This window comes from Natronoflexus pectinivorans (assembly GCF_004345615.1).
GTDB classification, from domain to species: Bacteria; Bacteroidota; Bacteroidia; order Bacteroidales; family Marinilabiliaceae; genus Natronoflexus; species Natronoflexus pectinivorans.
Window position 1 is genome coordinate 36,606 of record NZ_SLWK01000012.1, and the last position, 17,666, is coordinate 54,271.

Annotated in this window: 10 protein-coding genes and 1 tRNA gene; 8 read left to right on the top strand and 3 right to left on the bottom strand. The window is 38.9% G+C overall.

Annotated elements, in window-relative coordinates:
• Positions 1–25: 25 nt before the first annotated feature.
• A complete protein-coding gene (locus EV194_RS13695; protein ID WP_132434606.1) occupies positions 26–1,834 on the bottom strand; it encodes a hypothetical protein in 1,809 nt (602 codons plus the stop codon).
• A 509-nt stretch (positions 1,835–2,343) separates the two neighbouring features.
• Here EV194_RS13695 and EV194_RS13700 point away from each other — a divergent pair.
• Together EV194_RS13700 and EV194_RS13705 are read left to right on the top strand one after the other, a co-directional pair.
• Positions 2,344–4,848 carry an endonuclease MutS2 gene (locus EV194_RS13700; RefSeq protein WP_132434607.1) on the top strand — a complete coding sequence of 835 codons (2,505 nt, stop codon included), beginning with the start codon at positions 2,344–2,346 and terminating at the stop codon, positions 4,846–4,848.
• Positions 4,849–5,011: 163 nt separating this feature from the next.
• Positions 5,012–9,379, top strand: a complete 4,368-nt coding sequence (locus EV194_RS13705) for a M6 family metalloprotease domain-containing protein (RefSeq protein WP_132434608.1) — start codon at positions 5,012–5,014, stop codon at positions 9,377–9,379.
• On the opposite strand, the gene EV194_RS13710 is transcribed toward EV194_RS13705, so the two are convergent.
• Positions 9,371–9,442: transfer RNA gene (locus tag EV194_RS13710), tRNA-Thr, on the bottom strand. The genes EV194_RS13705 and EV194_RS13710 overlap by 9 nt on opposite strands.
• A gap of 425 nt (positions 9,443–9,867) precedes the next feature.
• On the opposite strand from EV194_RS13710, the gene EV194_RS13715 reads away from it, so the two are divergent.
• The 5 genes from EV194_RS13715 (at position 9,868) to EV194_RS13735 (ending at position 13,863) form a co-directional block, all read left to right on the top strand.
• On the top strand, positions 9,868–10,719 hold the full coding sequence (locus EV194_RS13715) for a LytTR family transcriptional regulator DNA-binding domain-containing protein (RefSeq protein ID WP_132434609.1): 852 nt from the start codon (positions 9,868–9,870) through the stop codon (positions 10,717–10,719).
• Between the two features lie 254 nt (positions 10,720–10,973).
• A complete protein-coding gene (locus EV194_RS13720) occupies positions 10,974–11,480 on the top strand; it encodes a YfiR family protein (protein WP_132434610.1) in 507 nt (168 codons plus the stop codon).
• 379 nt (positions 11,481–11,859) lie between these two features.
• Complete coding sequence (locus tag EV194_RS13725) at positions 11,860–12,246, top strand: hypothetical protein (RefSeq protein ID WP_132434611.1); 387 nt, start codon at positions 11,860–11,862, stop codon at positions 12,244–12,246.
• Between the two features lie 58 nt (positions 12,247–12,304).
• The gene (locus EV194_RS13730; RefSeq protein ID WP_132434612.1) at positions 12,305–13,411 is read left to right on the top strand and encodes a GRAS family protein; all 1,107 of its coding nucleotides are present in this window, start codon (positions 12,305–12,307) and stop codon (positions 13,409–13,411) included.
• Positions 13,412–13,437: 26 nt separating this feature from the next.
• A complete protein-coding gene (locus tag EV194_RS13735; RefSeq protein WP_132434613.1) occupies positions 13,438–13,863 on the top strand; it encodes a hypothetical protein in 426 nt (141 codons plus the stop codon).
• Here the strand turns inward: EV194_RS13735 and EV194_RS13740 are convergent.
• Positions 13,855–14,544 carry a Crp/Fnr family transcriptional regulator gene (locus tag EV194_RS13740; RefSeq protein WP_132434614.1) on the bottom strand — a complete coding sequence of 230 codons (690 nt, stop codon included), beginning with the start codon at positions 14,542–14,544 and terminating at the stop codon, positions 13,855–13,857. The two genes, EV194_RS13735 and EV194_RS13740, sit on opposite strands and share 9 nt — an antisense overlap.
• A gap of 245 nt (positions 14,545–14,789) precedes the next feature.
• Between EV194_RS13740 and EV194_RS13745 the strand changes: the two genes are divergently transcribed.
• Positions 14,790–17,645 (top strand): PAS domain S-box protein, encoded by a 2,856-nt coding sequence (locus EV194_RS13745; RefSeq protein WP_132434615.1) that lies wholly within the window; start codon positions 14,790–14,792, stop codon positions 17,643–17,645.
• Positions 17,646–17,666: the final 21 nt, after the last annotated feature.

The following is a 17,666-nucleotide window of genomic DNA, read 5'->3' on the forward strand; positions in this document are numbered from 1 at the left end:
GTTTATACTTCTAAATACATTTATGTTATAGGCTCTCAACGGGAGAACTTAATTTTGCAAGGGTGTTTTTTATTTTGAAGTGTCGCTTATTATACTCAGTTAATGTTGAAATAGCTTGTTTAGTAACTGTTTCACTCCAGTTTTCTTTAAATGAGAATATATCATGGTAATAATTCATCCCATTTTGTAGGTTGGCTAAGTACTCATTCCAAGATTTAATTTGCCTTGCGTCAGGTGATTCAATGCTCTCCATCTCTTCTTCGATGTAATCTAGATACATCGAAAGCTCCTTCATGAATAAGTTTGGGCGATCTGTATTTCCCAGCAGATCGGCTCGACCATAAATGTGATTCACCATCTCTGCAAGTGTTGCTTCCCTGATGAAATATGCCAAATTTGGTCCTGGGCAAATAGAAACTCCGTCACCTTCTTTTTTGGTGTCCATTCCGTGTGAACGCAATGTGGCAACTCCCAGTCCATTACAAATGCAGGATTTTACGGTGATGTCCTTGTATGCTTTTTCGTACTCTGCTCCTGATTTGTCGCTGTTGTTCAACTCATCGATTTTAATCTTTTGATACTCTTTGGACGCTTTACAAATGGGACGATCAGTATACTCTTTATTAAGCTTTATAAACTGTTTGGTGCAGTTGGCTCCCGGTTTGTTATTCGCAACATTTAACTGTTGTTCTGTGTCACGCGAAGCTCCACGGATATTATTAAACCTTACACCAACCGGTGAAACATGGCTGAGAAAATAATCTTTCTCTGTTCCTTTTGCTAATAGTTCTATGGTATCCTTGTCAATAGAAACTGCTTCGGGTACCAAAAGAAACGGCGATCCCCAACCAATGCTGTCCAGATTGTATTGTTTCATCAGAAACTGATGTTCTTCATGGGTTCCAAGGCCACCCTGGGCTGTTAATTTCATTTCAGGTGCTTCAGAAGGAACCGGCTTTTGTTTTGCCTCCAGTGCTTTGGCATAAATTTCGAATAATTCATCACGAAGATGGTCTCTGTTATTACTGAACTCTTCGAGAATGGGACCCATTAAGTAACCTTGCGTCGCAAATGCGTGTCCTCCACAGTTCAGGCCTGACTCAACACGGAACTCTGAAATCCATAATCCTTTCTTTGCAAATATTTTTCCTTGAACAATAGCTGAACGATAATCAGATACCTTCAAAATGATTTTCTTTTTGCAACGACCATTTTTATTGGGGTAAAAATCATCAAACTGCTCCATGTAAGTATATAGTCGTGCATTCATCCCAGCTGAAAGTACTATAGATGAAGATAAGCTACTGTTAGCAAAACCTCTTAGCGCAGCGTGAGCATCATTGAATTCTGCAGGCAGTTTTTCGCCATTCTTGTAGTTCTCTTTATCCAGTTTCGTCATGATGTTTACATCAATACTTCCCGGATGTAAGTATTTTTCAATGATGCTGTTAATTGAATCAGAACATCTTTTTTGAATGGCTTCTTCAAGTTGAAGCCTTAATTGAGATGAAGTGGGCAGAAGTGCCATGTAATTTCGAAGCTCTTCTTGTTTCCCGATGATTAGTGCCTTGAATTCAGAGAACTTTTGGTTCACTATCGTATTAACTATGTCAAGATAGGCTGTAATGCGTTTTGCCCGGGAATCTTCCTGATTGTGGCTGATGCCTTGGAATGGTAAATTAAACTTAATGCTGTAAAACTGACGCATTCTTTCTGCTAGAATATCGTCAACCAACGATATGGCAGATGAAATTCCCAAATGCGCAACCTTTACAGGTGTGTCAATCGTGAAACCAATTCCCATAACAGGAATGTGAAATGAATGTACTTGCATAAACTAACTAAAATATTTGATTTCTTATTGTGATTTGATAAATACTGATAAGCAGCGAAACTATGATTTATGATTGGATGAGGAGGCTTTTAATAAATTATACAACTTCAAAGATATACCTAAATAAGCACTTTGGATGTTTATTTCTGTTAATAATTGGGAATAAGGGATGAATTTGATGCCAAAGGGGTGATTGACATTAATTTTTCCGGAATAGAAGAATATATTAGTCATTTATTCGTAGAATAAATGAATGTAAATAACGAATTGGTTAATGGATTTAGGTTTTCAAATTTTGAACTGAAGCGATTTGTGTTCCATAGTTCTATTTTAAATTGATGTTTGCCTGATGGCAAACATCACCTTCACACTCATGATGTTTGTTAAATTTAGACTGTCTTTGAAATCTTGAGTTCTATTGTCTTTTTAAATGGTTACTTTTGCAAATGTTTTACCGGATATCATAATCCGGTTATTGAACTGATTATAGAATTTTTAAAAACTGAGAAGTGATATATCCTGATACTTTTGAGGAGAAGTTGAGTTTTGGAAAGATACGTGAACTTTTAGCAGAGCATTGTTTGAGCACGCTAGGCAAAGAATGGGTTGATAGAATGACCTTTTCTGAGAACTTTACACAGGTGCAAACGTGGCTGGGACAGGCAGCCGAGATGTTGCGTATTGAGCAAGAGGATGCGGAGATGCCGGCATCTTGGTTTATTGATTTGCGGGCACCTCTTAAACGCATCCGGGTTGATGGTTTGTTTTTGGAAGAGACAGAATTGTTTGATTTACGCCGTTCCCTTGGAACCATACGTGATCTCATACGTTTTATAAAATCCCGCGAGGCTGAAGAATATCCTCATTTAAATTCGTTGGTTGCCAATGTGATGATTTACCCCGCTGTCATCGATCGGATAGATGCCGTTTTAAATCGACAGGGAAAAATTAAGGACAACGCGTCTCCTGAACTTGCCCGTTTGAGAAGGGAAATCATCAATCAACAGCAAAATGCTACCCGTCGAATGGCTTCAATTCTGCGGGCTGCCCAGAAGGATGGATTGGTTGAGCAGGACATCAGCATCAGCATTCGGGATGGAAGGGCTGTAATTCCTGTTCCATCGGCCAATAAACGCAAACTCCCCGGTATTGTACATGATGAATCGGCAACAGGAAAAACCACCTACATTGAGCCTGCGGCCATTGTTGAAATCAATAATGAAATTCGGGAATTAACCTACGCTGAAAGACGCGAAGTGACAAAAATACTAACCGAAGTATCTGATTTTATTCGGCCATATATTGATGATCTGCTTTTTGCCTACAATTTCCTGGGAATCATTGATTTCATTAGAGCAAAGGCCCGGTTTGCATTAAGGATTGAGGCCATCGTTCCACAGGTTAAAGATGAACGGGCTTTTCACTGGATTGAAGCCCGTCATCCCTTGTTGTACTTGTTACTGAAAGCCCAAAACAAGGCCATCGTACCATTATCTATACAATTTACTCCCGATGAGCGAATTGTGCTTATTTCGGGGCCCAATGCAGGAGGAAAATCTGTTTGCTTACAAACCGTTGGTTTAGTGCAGTACATGTTGCAATGTGGTTTACCGGTTCCGGTGTTAGAAGGGACTTCTATGGGATTTTTTAAAAATATTTTTCTTGATCTTGGAGATGAGCAATCAATTGAGAACGATCTGAGTACCTACAGTTCTCATTTGTTGAATATGAAGAACTTTGTTCGTAACAGCAATGAGCATACGCTCATGCTCATTGACGAATTTGGAACCGGTACCGAGCCCATGCTGGGAGGAGCCATTGCAGAAGCTGTTCTTGAACAGCTTAATCAGCAGGGAGCTTATGGAGTTATCACCACTCACTACACAAATCTTAAGCATTACGCATCGCAAACAGATGGCATTGTGAATGGTGCCATGCAATTTGACACCCATCAACTTCAGCCATTGTTCAGGCTGGAGGTTGGTTCACCGGGGAGTTCCTTCGCTTTTGAGATTGCCAGAAAAATAGGTTTGCCTGAAACCATTCTTGAGGCGGCCAAAGACAGATTGGGAGAGGATCATATCAATTTCGATAAGCATTTACGGGAAATCATACGGGATAAGCGATACTGGGAACAGAAACGGAGAAGCATTAGAGAGAGAGAACGCAAACTGGAAAGCGTGTCTCAGAAATATGAAAAGGAGCTGGAGCAATTAACCCGTGAGCGAAAAGATATTATTGAAAAGGCAAAACAAGAAGCCGCCGGTTTGCTTGCAGGAACTAATAAAGAGATAGAGAAAACCATTAGAACCATCCGTGAAGCACAGGCGGAGAAAGAAAAAACACGGAAAGCACGTGCAGAACTGGATTATTTTAGAGAATCTGCGATTGATGGAGCTGGTGATAATGAGGAGTTGCAAAAGCAGTTGCAGGCCAAAATGAATAAAATCAGGCAACGCAAGGAGAGGAAAAAGAGCCAGAATCAGAATAGTAATGCAGGGGAAATGGAAAAACAGCCTGCAATACCTCCGCAGTCTGTCATCGATGAGATTGTTGAAGGTGATGTGGTTATGCTGGAAGGACAGCCAATTCCGGGAGAAGTGATGGAGGTAAAAGGACGTGATGCGCTGGTGGCTTTTGGTCAGCTCATAACCAAGGTGAAAATTAGTCGTCTGGAAAAAATAAGCAAAGGAGATTACAAAAAGGCCATGCGCACTGAAAGTAAAGTAGCTGCAGGTCTGGCCGAGAGAATCAGGGATAAAAAACTTAATTTTAAACCTGATATAGATGTGCGCGGATTGCGTGCAGAAGAGGCAATTGATCGAATTTCGGTACACCTTGACGAAGCTGTAATGTGCGGAGTAGATCAAGTGAAAATTCTCCATGGAAAAGGTACCGGCGCACTGCGTCTAATGATTCGTGAATATCTCGGAACCGTTCCTTTTGTGAAAAACTTCAGGGATGAACACGTTCAATTTGGAGGTTCAGGGATTACTCTGATTGAAATGGATTGATTTTTTTTATCTATGCAGAACTATTTGGTGCATAATTGCGTTAAAACTATGAGGTTGAAATGGAGATTGATGGTTTGAATCATAATTGTTTGTTGAATAATTGTGGTTGTGAGTTTTGTTAGTCCCATATGATACCAGATGTCTTAAGTTATTTTTATGTCATATGGATAATATAAAACTTTTCTTTAGGAATTCCCTGATTCTGCTTCTACTTATATCTTCAGTTAAAGTATTTGGCGTTGGCGCATACCCATATCCCCAGGATATTGAACAACCCGATGGGAGTATTCTAACCATTCGTCTGCATGGAGACGAGTGGTTTAATTGGGTTTCAACCATGGATGGATATAGGATAACCAGAAACTTAGCCGGTGTTTTTGAATATGCAACGGTTTTAAAATCAGGAGAGGTTACTGCATCCGGAATTGCAGCGTCAAACCCGCAAAATCGTGCTTCAGATGAACTTGATTTTTTATATACCATTGAGACTGGTTCATTGGTCAGTCCTGAACGTATCCAGGAAATCAGGGAGTCTTTTATATCTCCAATGCTTAAAAACAGTAGTCTTGAATCTTATTTCCCGGCTTCAGGTGAACGTAAGCTATTGGTCATTTTAGCCACTTTCCCTGACAAATCGCCTAGTTATAGTCAGGAGGATTTTTATCGTTATATGAATGAGGAGGGATATAACGGTACAGGTAGTTTTCGGGATTACTATCTTGAGAACAGCAACGGAACGTTGGATATTGAATCTACGGTGACTGTGTGGGTAATAGTTCCTTATGAAAAAGATTACTACGGACCTCGTGAAAACTGGGGGGAATTTGCATATCACGCTGTGCAGGCTGCTGCAGCGCAAGGGGTTGATTTTTCTATGTTTGATAACACAGGCAATGGTCTTGTTGAGGGTGTTGCCATTATTCATCAGGGCCCGGGACAAGAGGTGACTGGAAATGAAACTGATATTTGGTCTCATGCCTGGTCTTTGTCTTCAGCAGGTTACTCCCGTAGTGCCAGAACAATTAATGGCGTTGAGGTGGATAGATATACTGTACAGCCTGAGACCCGAAATCTGGCCGGGCATAAGAATACCATCGGAGTAATATGTCACGAATTTGGTCACAATCTTGGTATACCCGATTATTATGACACCAGCGATAACGGTGTTAGAAATCCCGGGACAGGACGATGGGATATTATGGCCTCCGGTACGTTTAATGGAAGTCCATCCGGATCTTCTCCTGCTCATCATAATGCATTTTCAAAAATTGAATTGGGCTGGGTCTCGGAGCTTTCTATTGGGTCTGTTGGCCGATATGAACTTTCTCCGGTTATTTCGTCCCAGAAAGTTTATCGTGTAAACAGTCCGGTGGAGAACGAATATCTTTTGCTTGAAAACCGACGCAGACAGAATTTTGATTCTTTTTTGCCTGGTGAGGATATGGTAGTCTTTCACGTGGATGGAAATAGAATTGCAGAAAAAAGAAATACAAATGATATCAATGCTGGTGACAGGCAGGGTCTTTATGTTATGGCAGCAGGTGGCTCTGTGAATACTTCTTCTGCTACGTTCCCCGGTTCATTGGGTATATCCATGTTAACTGATGAAACCAATCCTGCCACTTTAACCTGGTCGGGAGAACCATTTAACAGAAGTATCACCGGGATTTATGTGGAAAACGAGATTGTGGTTTTTGACTTTATGGCCATTCAGGACGGAAGTCCTTTAAGTATTCAAGCCACAGCCATGTCTCATGACGAAATAGACATACTCTGGACTCCATCAGGCGAAGAACACCCTGTTTTACTCGCTTTTAATACAGACCCGGTGTTTGGTCAACCTCAGGATGGCGGCAATTATAGCCCGGGAGACGCTATCTCGGGAGGTGGAACTGTTCTTTTTGCAGGTGATGATTCCGATCATTTTACCCATGATGAACTAGAACCTTCTACCCGCTATTATTATAGGATTTGGAGCAAAATAGGAGATGAGTGGTCTGGAGCTTTGTCTGCGAATGCTTTGACAAACGCTGCCCCTGTAATTGAATTCCCTTGGGCTGATAATTTTTTAGGCGGGCTGATAAACTGGCGGCAAAAAGTTGTTACTGGCAATTATTCATGGCAAGCCGTCTCTTCAGGCATTCATGGAAATCCAGGTGGACCATGGTCTGAAGATAAATTTGCACGATTCTATGTAAATTCAAGCACTTCCGGTGTCACAAGGATGGTCTCACCTATTTTTCATATGGATGAAAATGAAGATTTTTTACTGGAATTCAGGCATTTTCAAAAACCATGGGACAATGATCAGGATGAATTAAGACTATTGGCCAGAAATAGCGGAGACGAAGAATGGGCGGAGATTGCTTATTTCCAACAACCTGCCGCCGGTTGGGTTCAACGAAGAGTCGCAATACCTTTTTCAGGATTGGTGGAGATCGCTTTTGAAGGCATAGGGAATTACGGCTATGGCATAGGAGTTGATGATGTTGTGGTTAAAACCGGAAGCCATTGCGGAGCTTCGATGGTCGCGGTATCAGATGTTTCAGTTTCGGATGTATCCGAAACTGAAATGCGTATTTCATGGAATAATCCTAATGAAGAGTCCTCGGTTATGGTATTGGCCCGAAGGGGAGGCGTGGTGACAGAAATTCCGTCTGACGGAATTTCTTATCAAGGCAATTCTGTTTACGGAGAAGGTGATGAATTGGGTAATGATGTTTTCGTGGTATACTCCGGTAGCCATGAGGAAGTATTCATTACAGATATGCATCATTCTTCCAACTTCTATTTTTCATTCTTTACCTATAATGATGATTTATGCTATCAGTTTTATTCGGAGGATTATCTCTTTTCAACAGATCAACGGTTTTATACTATGACATTTAATGTGAGTGACTTTTATGGACCTGTTGAGGGAGCGTTAATTAATATAAATGGTCAAAGTGTTGTGTCGAATCATGAAGGTGTTGCTTATTGGGTTCAAGGTTACACTGAGAATTATGTTTCAATTTCAGTTTCTAAATTGGGTTATGAAGAGAGATGGGTTCGAATTGTTCCGGATGATGAAAAAAGCATTGATTTGTTCTTAAATCATTTTGAAATACCTGCCATTACAGGATTATCTCATACCAATGACTATAAGCAAATAGATCTTACCTGGAACCCATTTCTTTATGAAAATTTTGATCGTTTCAGCGCATTTTCGCTTTCTTTACCGGGATGGACATTGTTTGATGGTGATCAGTCACGAACTTGGAGTATAACCGGGATCGATTTTCCAAATCAGGGTTATACCGGATCTTTCATTGTTTTGGATCCTCACTATGAAGGTTTGCTTCAGGCTGATTTTGATTTGATTGCTCCTTCCGGACGTCATGTGTTGGCTGCTTTTAATGCGGTAAACGGCCCGAATGATGATTGGTTGATTTCTCCACCTTTAAATATTAATGAGCAGCATGCATTATCGTTTAAAGCAAAAACGTTATCAGCACTTTACCAGTTGGAGAGAATACGCGTTTTGGTGTTGATAAATGGAGAACAGCATCTTATATCTGAGGGAGATTACGTTGAAGTTCCTCGTGAATGGACGGAATTTTTGTATTCGTTGGAAGAGTTTGCAGGACAAACTGTTCAATTGGCTATTAATTATGTTTCTGATGACGCTTTGGCCATTCTCATTGATCAGTTAAAGTTGGAAACATTAGAGTTGCCCCTTGCTGACACGGCTGGTGCGAAATCCTCCAGGGTTTCTGAAGTTACTGAGGTTCATCGTGAGAAAGACTCGTTTGTTCCAAAGGGAAGCATGAAAGAATCTTTACAAATGGAGGTTTCCGGTTCAGATTCTGACACCAATCTTGTTTATTATGTTTTGCTCGATGGAGATGTTGTTGGTTCTGTTTCAGGAATATTTAATTCAGGGTTTCAGGTAGAGGTGGATCAGTGTAAGGATAACCAATTTGCAGTCTATGCTGAATATCCAATATATGGTGCAGTTTCGCCGTTGTCGGATTTTTATTTTGCAGATGCATGTCATACTGTTACTTTTAGAATTACTGATTCTGAATCTGAACCCTTGAGCAACATTCCGGTTTCATTTAATAATGAAACCGTTGAAACCAACTCATTAGGAAAGGCCGTTTTTTATGGTGTTGATATACTGTCTGATTCTGGTTATATTGTTGATGCTCCTGGCTATATCCCTGTGTCGGGTTCGCTTGATGTAAACAATGACATTGAACACTTACTGGTTTTGACATGGATTAGTACCGATTCAACTCAATTGAATAAAAAACACATCTCATTATATCCAATTCCGGTGTTGAACGATTTGCATATACAAGGCATTACTGAAGGTGAGATTCGTATCGAATTGTATGATTTTAGCGGTAGATTGGTGAAAAGTTTGGATACCAGAGGAGGAAACTCTTTAAAACTTGATATGGGATTTCTTCAGGATGGTGTGTATCTTTTAAGAATGGTGAGAGAAAATTCAGTGCTTACTTATAAAGTTTTGAAGAAGAGCCAATGATGGGAATTGAACCCATGACCTCTTCCTTACCAAGGAAGCGCTCTACCCCTGAGCTACATCGGCTTTTAGATGTTTAAACCACGTGGTGGTTTAAAGTTTCGCGGTGCAAAAATAGAAAAAAAGCGGGGAGAACAAAATCTTTCGGGAAAAGAATAAGAATGGCTCTTGAAAAAATGACAAAAGTGCGCCTCAGCAGAGTTTGTGAATGTTCTTAAACCGGAGAACAGACTGGCGGGATTGGTTTTGAAACACTACTCTGTGAGGCCGACACTTTTAGCGATAAAAACTCCGTTGAGAATTTATTCTGTTGCAAAGTAAATTATTAGTCCGATAAGTTGAATTTAATTGCAGTGCTTTTCAGATAGTTGGGGTGAATGACTTTTTATGTGGGGTGAATTTTTTCATGATGGGGTGAATTGATATTCTCTTTTCTTTCTGTTACTTTTGTGTTCTTGCAAAAAAAAGAAGAGTAATTTTATCTTATTTCAATGGCAATAAAACAAAGGGTAATTGCGGAGTACTTTGTTTCTCCCCGTAACACCATAATACAGATCGTATTTACATCTTTATTTGCTCTCTTTTTTATAAATCTCTACAAGCCATTTGGTGCTAGAGAATGGTACGATGTAAATCCATGGATCTTTTTGTTGGTATCAGGTCTGCTTGTGGTTGCCGGAATGTGTGTGGTGTTTATCAGTCGCTTTACCATGTTGATGATCAAGCGAAAAAGGAAAATTACCATATCCGGGTATTCAGTAATGATTGCTGCAGAAGTTTTATTAATGGGGCTTTTATATGCCATTCTTGAAAGGGTGGTTTTGGGAGATGTGCGACCTTTTAGCGTGCTGGCTTATTTGGCAGTACAAAATACGTCACTTATTTTATTGATTCCCTATCTAATTACTTCACTCTATTTTGCATGGCGTGAAAAGAAGGTGAGTTTTGAACAACTTTTACGACAAATTCGCACCCGCCCTGCTTTTATTCCTTTTAAAGACGAAAATGGAACCTTACGCATAACCGTAAAAGCAACAGATGTATTATATGTTGAGGCGAGCGATAATTATGTGGATATCTACTATAAAAGTGGAGGAAAAACTAAAAGTTATTTGCTCAGAAATACCTTGAAACGCCTTGAAATCTTGTTAAAAGATTATCCGCTCGTTAGATGCCATCGTTCGTTTATGATTAATTTAAATCAAGTAAAAATGTTGCGTCGCGTTAAGGGGCAATTTCAGTTGTTGCTTGATGATGCCGGCGATCTGATTGTGCCGGTTTCACGTAGTTATACGGAAATGGTTGTAGGTTATTTTGATGAATCGACTGAAGATATTGACTAAGTTCATGTTTTTATTGATTAAGAGATGCGTTTCTTTTTACACTATTTTAGTTTTTGTGTCTTTTGTATTCGATTACTTTTGCCATTAATAATTGATTTCTATCTTTAATTTTTCTTTGTTTTACTATGGTTTTGTACGCTACAGTGTGATAACTTTCAATATGTTATGATATTTTAACTGGTTAATTATATTTAATTTACGCACGATCATTTGGTAAACTGGTATTTTTGCATCGCAATCAAATTAATACCAGAATGAAAAAAGTTTATTTTACTTTATTTATGTTGTTTGCTTTTTTGTTTATTCAAAAGGCAGATGCTCAACTTGAAAGGTATCAGAGTACCTTTATTTACAATTTCACCAGACTGGTGCAATGGCCAAACTTGCAGAATGAATTGGTGTTTAAAATTGGTGTTTTAGGCCACAATCACCCGATTATTTCTGAATTGCAGGCTTCTGCTTCAGAGAGAAATGTTGGCGGAAGACCAATCGAAATTGTAGCTCTAAGTGCAAATGATGACCTTACTTCATGTCACATTTTGTTTGTTCCCAACAATCAATTAAGTGTTCTCAGGAGGTCGGCTTCTGCATTAAACAATTCTCCGGTTTTGGTGATTACAGAAAGCCATGGTCGTATGCCGGCTGAAGCAAGCATAAACCTGTATGTTGAAAATGAAAGGATGGTTTATCAGTTGGATGAAGAAGGAACCCGCAGCCGCAATCTAACTTTAAGCCGACAGATAGTCAATTTTGCAAGGTAGGTAAAGCCTGTAAAAATATTTTAGAAAGCCAACAGTAATTATTGCTGTTGGCTTTTTTGTGCTTTAAATGCACCTGCTTCAATTTTTGATTCTTTTTCTAGTTATCTAAATCCACTATACATATTTGCTGTTAAAATACTATTTATTGGATAATGTATAACAATATGATAAAAAGCACGTATAAGCAACATGATGTAAAATATTGCTTTTCCCTCCAAAATTTATTGTTTTAATAAAAAAATGCTATTTTGTAAGTGTTATTTATCCGGCATTATAAGGTTTTTGTGGGTATGTCTGATGACAGAATGTTTTAGTGAGTTGTTTTATAGCGAATTTGAAAAAGAATCATTGTTTAGTTTCACATAAAAATATTATGGTTATGGAAATTTATTCGTCTCCTGTTGTACGAATTGAATTTGATACAACAAAAAAGCTGTTATTACAAAAGTGGATTGGTTTTGCCTCTTCAGTTCAGTTTCGTGAGGCCATTGACAAAACCGTGGAATTTGTTAAAGGCAATCAGGTTAAGTATATGATGTCGGACACTACTGAACAAAAGCCTGTTGGACCCGAAGAATCAAAATATGCTGCCTCAGTGATGCCGCAACTTTTTGGTGGAGGAGTAAAAGCGATGGCTTTTGTAATGCCAAAGAATGTAATCACAAAACTCGCTCTTAGCTCTTTTGCCAAGGAAAAAGGAATGCCCGACAATGTACAATATTTTGACAACGTAGCAGAAGCAGAAACCTGGCTTCTAAAGCACTAGCATAAATCAGTAACCATAGCCCTGCCTGATATTATAAATTCAACCAACCTGTTAAAGAATGCAGACATTTCCGGTACCTACTGTTTATGAAGCCTTGAATCTAGTAATGAAGAATTTCCCTGATAATATTTCTCAGGAAACCCGGGTCGAAGTTGAAACCCTGTTGGATCATTGTCTTGATGGATTGTCCGCATGTTCTGAAAAGTTCTTAACGACACTTTTCATCAAGGCCATCAGAAAACACATCGGCCCGTCCGGTACCGATGAACATATATACCTCAAGAAATTTGAGGTGCCTCAGATTGAACTGTTCAATTTATTAATCGAGCAATTCCCTTTTGTTAAAAAGTGTCATGAAATTATTAATGACACCATTCTTGAAGTGGTTGGTGATGCCTCAAATATCGTAATTATTGATATTGGAACAGGAATGGGAGTTCAAATGAACTCCCTTCTTAAAAAACTCTCCGCAAGTAAAACTCTTCGTAGAGTTACTCTGATCGGGATTGAGCCATTTTCAGAGGCATTGGATCATGCGCAGTCTGTTATTTCAAAAGTCTCGTGTTCCTTTGCACTGAACTTTATTCCCGTTAGGTCGTTTATTGAAGAGGTTGATTTTGAATGGATCGGGGTGATGATTCAGAGGTCTGGAGGAGATCTCGTAATTAACGAATCGTTGGCATTGCATCATATCAAGCAGCAAACCGACAGGCACAGAGTGATTAAAAAACTCCGGGGCTTAAATCCTAAAGCTTTTTTCCTGACAGAGCCAAATGTCGATCATTATGAACCTGATTTTCAAAGACGATTTCAAAACTGTTATCAGCATTTTTATCATGTTTTTCAGGTAATTGATCAGTTACCGGTGGATGAAGTGAAAAGAAACGGTCTCAAGTTGTTTTTTGGCAGGGAGATTGATGATATTATAGGTGGAAATGAAATGGACAGGGTTGAAAAGCATGAACCTGCATTCAGATGGATTGAAAAGCTTCTGGTTAATGGTTTTAAGCCGTTGAACCGTTTTTCAAAGGGGGCTTTTAATTTGGGCTACGGAATTAAACCTGAATTTGATGACTTCAGCGGGAGTCTTGGATTGCGATTTAAGAATGAGACCGTCATAAGTCTGATACATGCCGTTTGTGATGATGAGTTTTTACTTGATTAAATGTAATTGATATAAAGGACTTGAAAATGGAGCTTTACAAGGATCAGAACGTTGTTTTGCGATACGTTGATGAAAGAAAAGAACTCTTACAGGTTTGGAGTGGTTTTGTCCCTGCATCTCTCTTCAGGGTTATCATTGATATTTCCACTGAGTTTATAGCTAAAAACGATGTGGACTCATTAATCTCTGATGTAACCGAGCAAAAAGTAGTAAGTCCGGAAGATGCAGAGTATGCCGCATCTGCACTGCCTGAAATGATGCAGTATGGCTTAAAGGTGATGGCGTTTGTTATTCCTAAAGATGTGTTTACCCGATTGTCGTTGAAAAAGTTTTCAGATTTCGGAAAAGATAAACCAATTGGTTATTTCAACAGCCTTCCAGAGGCAAGGCAATGGATTAAAGTGCTTTTGGATACACCTGTTAATAAAACTTCAGGAAACGATCTATCCTAACCTGCTTAGGGTTTTTATAATTTCCATGCTGTTAATCTGTATGGCCTTTCCGTTTATGGATATGATTTTATCATTTTTAAACTCCGTTAGTGTTCTGATGAAACTCTCTTTGGTGGTACCTGCAAACTGAGCCAGTTCATTTCGAGTCAAAGGAAACTCGAGCGAGTCATGGCTTTCACCACTTTCCAGTTCCAAAAAGTAAAGAATGACATCGGCAACCCGTCCCGGTAATTGCTTATTATTGATGGTCACTAACCGGTTTATCGTTTTTTGTGAACTTAAGCAGCTTTCTGTGATGATTTTGTTGGCAAGATCACTGTTTTCATGCATGATTTGCATGAAAACATCCTTGGGAGTAAACCTGGCTTCAACATCAGTAAGAGCGATTGATGTATAATCGTGTATGGTACTGCTCATCACCGCTAATAATCCCATGTGTTGGCCTTTACCAATTATTTCCAGAATATTTGTACGCCCATTGGCACTCTCTTTTATGGTCTTTACCAATCCTTTATTTACGAAAATGGCATGTGTTGCAGGTGAACTTTGCTTAATAATAAGTTCTCCTTTATTATATTTTATAAACTGACTGTTTTCTTTAATATAGGTATCTGCAGAATCACATGATCCCTTATTCAGGGATGATGTTAAAAAATCATTTTGAGAAGGGGTGTGTGTCATATATAGTTAATCTTTCGGTATTTAAATGTACTGAAAAAATCTCGTTTTTTCAATTTGTCCCAGAAACTCTTTCTTTTGATGTTATTTTTGAGTTGATGTATTTTTTTCGTAAATTCATTTTGAAATAATCGGTTATCATGCTTAATTTAATTCGTTCCGGTTTTTGTCGTTATTAAGTTCAATATATGTATTATGCTTTGCGTGAAGTGCTCTTTTTTGAAAAATGCAATTAATCTTTTTTGCTGATGGAAAGCAAATATCAACCAATTATAGATCAGGCACCATACGGTTGTGTTTTGTTTTCAAAATGTACGTCTAATAGAAAGCATAAATTGGACTACCAGATAAAATATTTTAATCGCGCTTTTCTTCAATTCATATCACTCTCCGAGCCTACAGTTGATCAGGTAAACAGTTTGTTAGAAAGTCGCTTTGGCTTTTTATTTGAGATGATATCCACCCTCAACAAGGTTTCAGCTTCCGGAAAGGCTCTAGAGGTATCTCAATTTAATGATGTGAAAGATATCTGGTGTAAACTCATTTTTCATCCTCTGGATGAAAAATCTATAGTTCTTTACATCACTAAATCTGAAATGCCAGTTTTTGAGCAAGGTAAACAGTCAGAGGTCAACTTGAAAATTCTGGAATTATTGAATCAGATCTCCAATATTGCTCTTCAGGGATTTAACAAAAAAGGAGAGGTTGTATATTGGAATAAAGTTAGTGAGCGAATGTATGGTTATTCCAAACAGGAGGCAATAGGTAAACCCATCATTGATCTGACCATTCCGGATTCACTAAAACTCAAAGTAACTACAGATATTGAAGGCATGCTGATCACCGGAGAACCAATTGCTCCGGAGGAATTGGTATTACACAATAAGAATGGTGAGCCGGTAGCCGTATATAGTAACTATTTTATTTTGCGGAATTCTAGCGGTGGAAAAGACCTTTACAGCATGGATATTGACATCTCTGAGCTGAAGCTTAGGAACACCATGCTCAGTATGCTTTCTGTGGCTACATCGCAAAGTCCGGCTACAATTGTTATTACCGATGCAAATGGCGACATCCAGTATGTTAATGCAAAATTTTGTGATCTAACCGGCTATTCCCTTGATGAGGTAATTGGAAAAAACCCGAGAGTTCTAAAGTCAAATGAGACCGATCCTGAAGTGCATAAACAATTGTGGCTAACAATATCCTCTGGCGAGGAGTGGCATGGTGAGTTTATAAACCGAAAAAAAAGCGGGGAACTCTATTATGAATCGGCTGTAATAGCCCCCATTTTAAATGATTTTGGCAAGATCACAAACTTCATCGCGGTAAAAGAAGATATCACAGGACGCATAATGGCACAACGTGCCATTATGGAACACAGCAATAATTTAGCAGCACTGCTTGAAATCAGTCGCTCCTTTAGTTCAACTCTTGATCAGGAATTTCTATTGCCCATAATTATACAAAAAGGAGTTGAGTTGATTAATTTAGATGGGGGAGCAATATATTTAAAGGATGGTGATTTTATCAGCATAAAATCCATGTGGCCAGCGCCAAATCAACCTCTGCCCGGGTTTGTGGAAAGAGCAAGAATAACTGACCATTATTTTGCTTCTCAATGTATTGAAACAGGAGAGCCTGTAACTATTTCAAAGCAACACTCTAAGCAACTTTCATTTCAAGAACTTGCAATACTTGACCAACTTGGGGTCAATATCATGTTATACATCCCCTTGGTTAGTGCCAATGGTGTATTTGGATTATTGATATTATCAGGAGATGATGAAAACAGAACCTTCACACAATCGGAAATTGAAATCTGTCAGTCGATGGCTGCTCAAGCCTCCCTTGCCATTGAGAATGCCCGGCTTTACAAAGAGTCTGTAAACTATACCAACCAACTTAAACAACACAATGTTGAATTAGAAAATCTCAATAAAGAATTTTTTATTGCTAAGGAGAAAGCAGAACAGAGTGACCGGCTTAAAACAGCTTTCCTTCAAAACATGTCTCACGAAATTCGGACTCCAATGAATGGTATTCTGGGCTTCTCAGAGCTGTTAGGAACCCCCGGTTTGTCAGATCATCGAAAGGACTCCTATGTTCGATACATCTCTGAGTCAACAAATCAGTTGTTAAACATAGTTGATGACATAATAGACATCTCCCGACTTGAAGCAGGAGACCTTGTTCTGGTTCATGATGAGGTTAATTTGGCAGAAATATTGCAGAAAGTATTGATTCAGTACCGCGACAAAACCAATGAGGGTGTGAAGTTAAAAACATTATTCCCGGTAGGTGAAGAAATAAAATTTACCGGCGATACCCAGCATATTGAAAAGGTGATGAAAAAGTTGGTATGTAATGCTGTAAAATTTACTCGTGAAGGTGAAATCGTTTTTGGTTGCAAGAAGAGAGGAGATCAATGGGTGTTATTTGTAGAAGACACAGGAATTGGAGTTGATAAAGAACATAAGGAGTCTATTTTTCAACCATTTCGTCAGGCTGACATGCAGGTTAACCGGGAATTTGGCGGAAACGGACTCGGACTGTCCATAGCTTCAAGAATTGTTGAACTAATGGGAAGTGAGATTATTCTGGAATCTGAGCCAGGTAAGGGTTCTGTCTTCTACTTTGCACTACCTGAAATGCCTGTGTTGAAAGATGATTCTGCTTTAAAGGTAGATATAGGCTCTTTATACACAAAAGAGCATTACAATGTGCTGATCGCAGAAGATGATGAAATCAATTATCAGTTGATCAAGGACGCCCTGACGGGAAGTTTTTATGGGGAAAGATTTGATATATTTTGGGCCAGAAACGGAGTCGAAGCTGTAGAGTTGTTTCGAAGTCATGGATTTATTGATCTGGTTTTGATGGATATTAAAATGCCTCAAATGGATGGCCTGGAAGCCACCAAAATTATAAAAGAAGAGGATCAGGCGGTTCCGGTAATTGCTCAAACAGCTTTTGCAATGGGAGGAGAGCAAAAATGTGTATTTAATGCCGGATGTGATGATTACATTTTTAAACCTATAAACATTAGCTCTCTTTTGGAGAAGGTTTATGGTTTTTTGAAATTGCCATACGATAATCAATAGAAAAATTAACTGATTTGGTTT

Bases quoted from the DNA above. Each gene is read 5' to 3' on its own strand.
- EV194_RS13695 (WP_132434606.1), bottom strand. From the start codon at position 1,834: ATGCAAGTACATTCATTTCACATTCCTGTTATGGGAATTGGTTTCACG.
- EV194_RS13705 (WP_132434608.1), top strand. From the start codon at position 5,012: ATGGATAATATAAAACTTTTCTTTAGGAATTCCCTGATTCTGCTTCTA.
- EV194_RS13715 (WP_132434609.1), top strand. From the start codon at position 9,868: ATGGCAATAAAACAAAGGGTAATTGCGGAGTACTTTGTTTCTCCCCGT.
- EV194_RS13720 (WP_132434610.1), top strand. From the start codon at position 10,974: ATGAAAAAAGTTTATTTTACTTTATTTATGTTGTTTGCTTTTTTGTTT.
- EV194_RS13725 (WP_132434611.1), top strand. From the start codon at position 11,860: ATGGAAATTTATTCGTCTCCTGTTGTACGAATTGAATTTGATACAACA.
- EV194_RS13730 (WP_132434612.1), top strand. From the start codon at position 12,305: ATGCAGACATTTCCGGTACCTACTGTTTATGAAGCCTTGAATCTAGTA.
- EV194_RS13735 (WP_132434613.1), top strand. From the start codon at position 13,438: ATGGAGCTTTACAAGGATCAGAACGTTGTTTTGCGATACGTTGATGAA.
- EV194_RS13740 (WP_132434614.1), bottom strand. From the start codon at position 14,544: ATGACACACACCCCTTCTCAAAATGATTTTTTAACATCATCCCTGAAT.
- EV194_RS13745 (WP_132434615.1), top strand. From the start codon at position 14,790: ATGGAAAGCAAATATCAACCAATTATAGATCAGGCACCATACGGTTGT.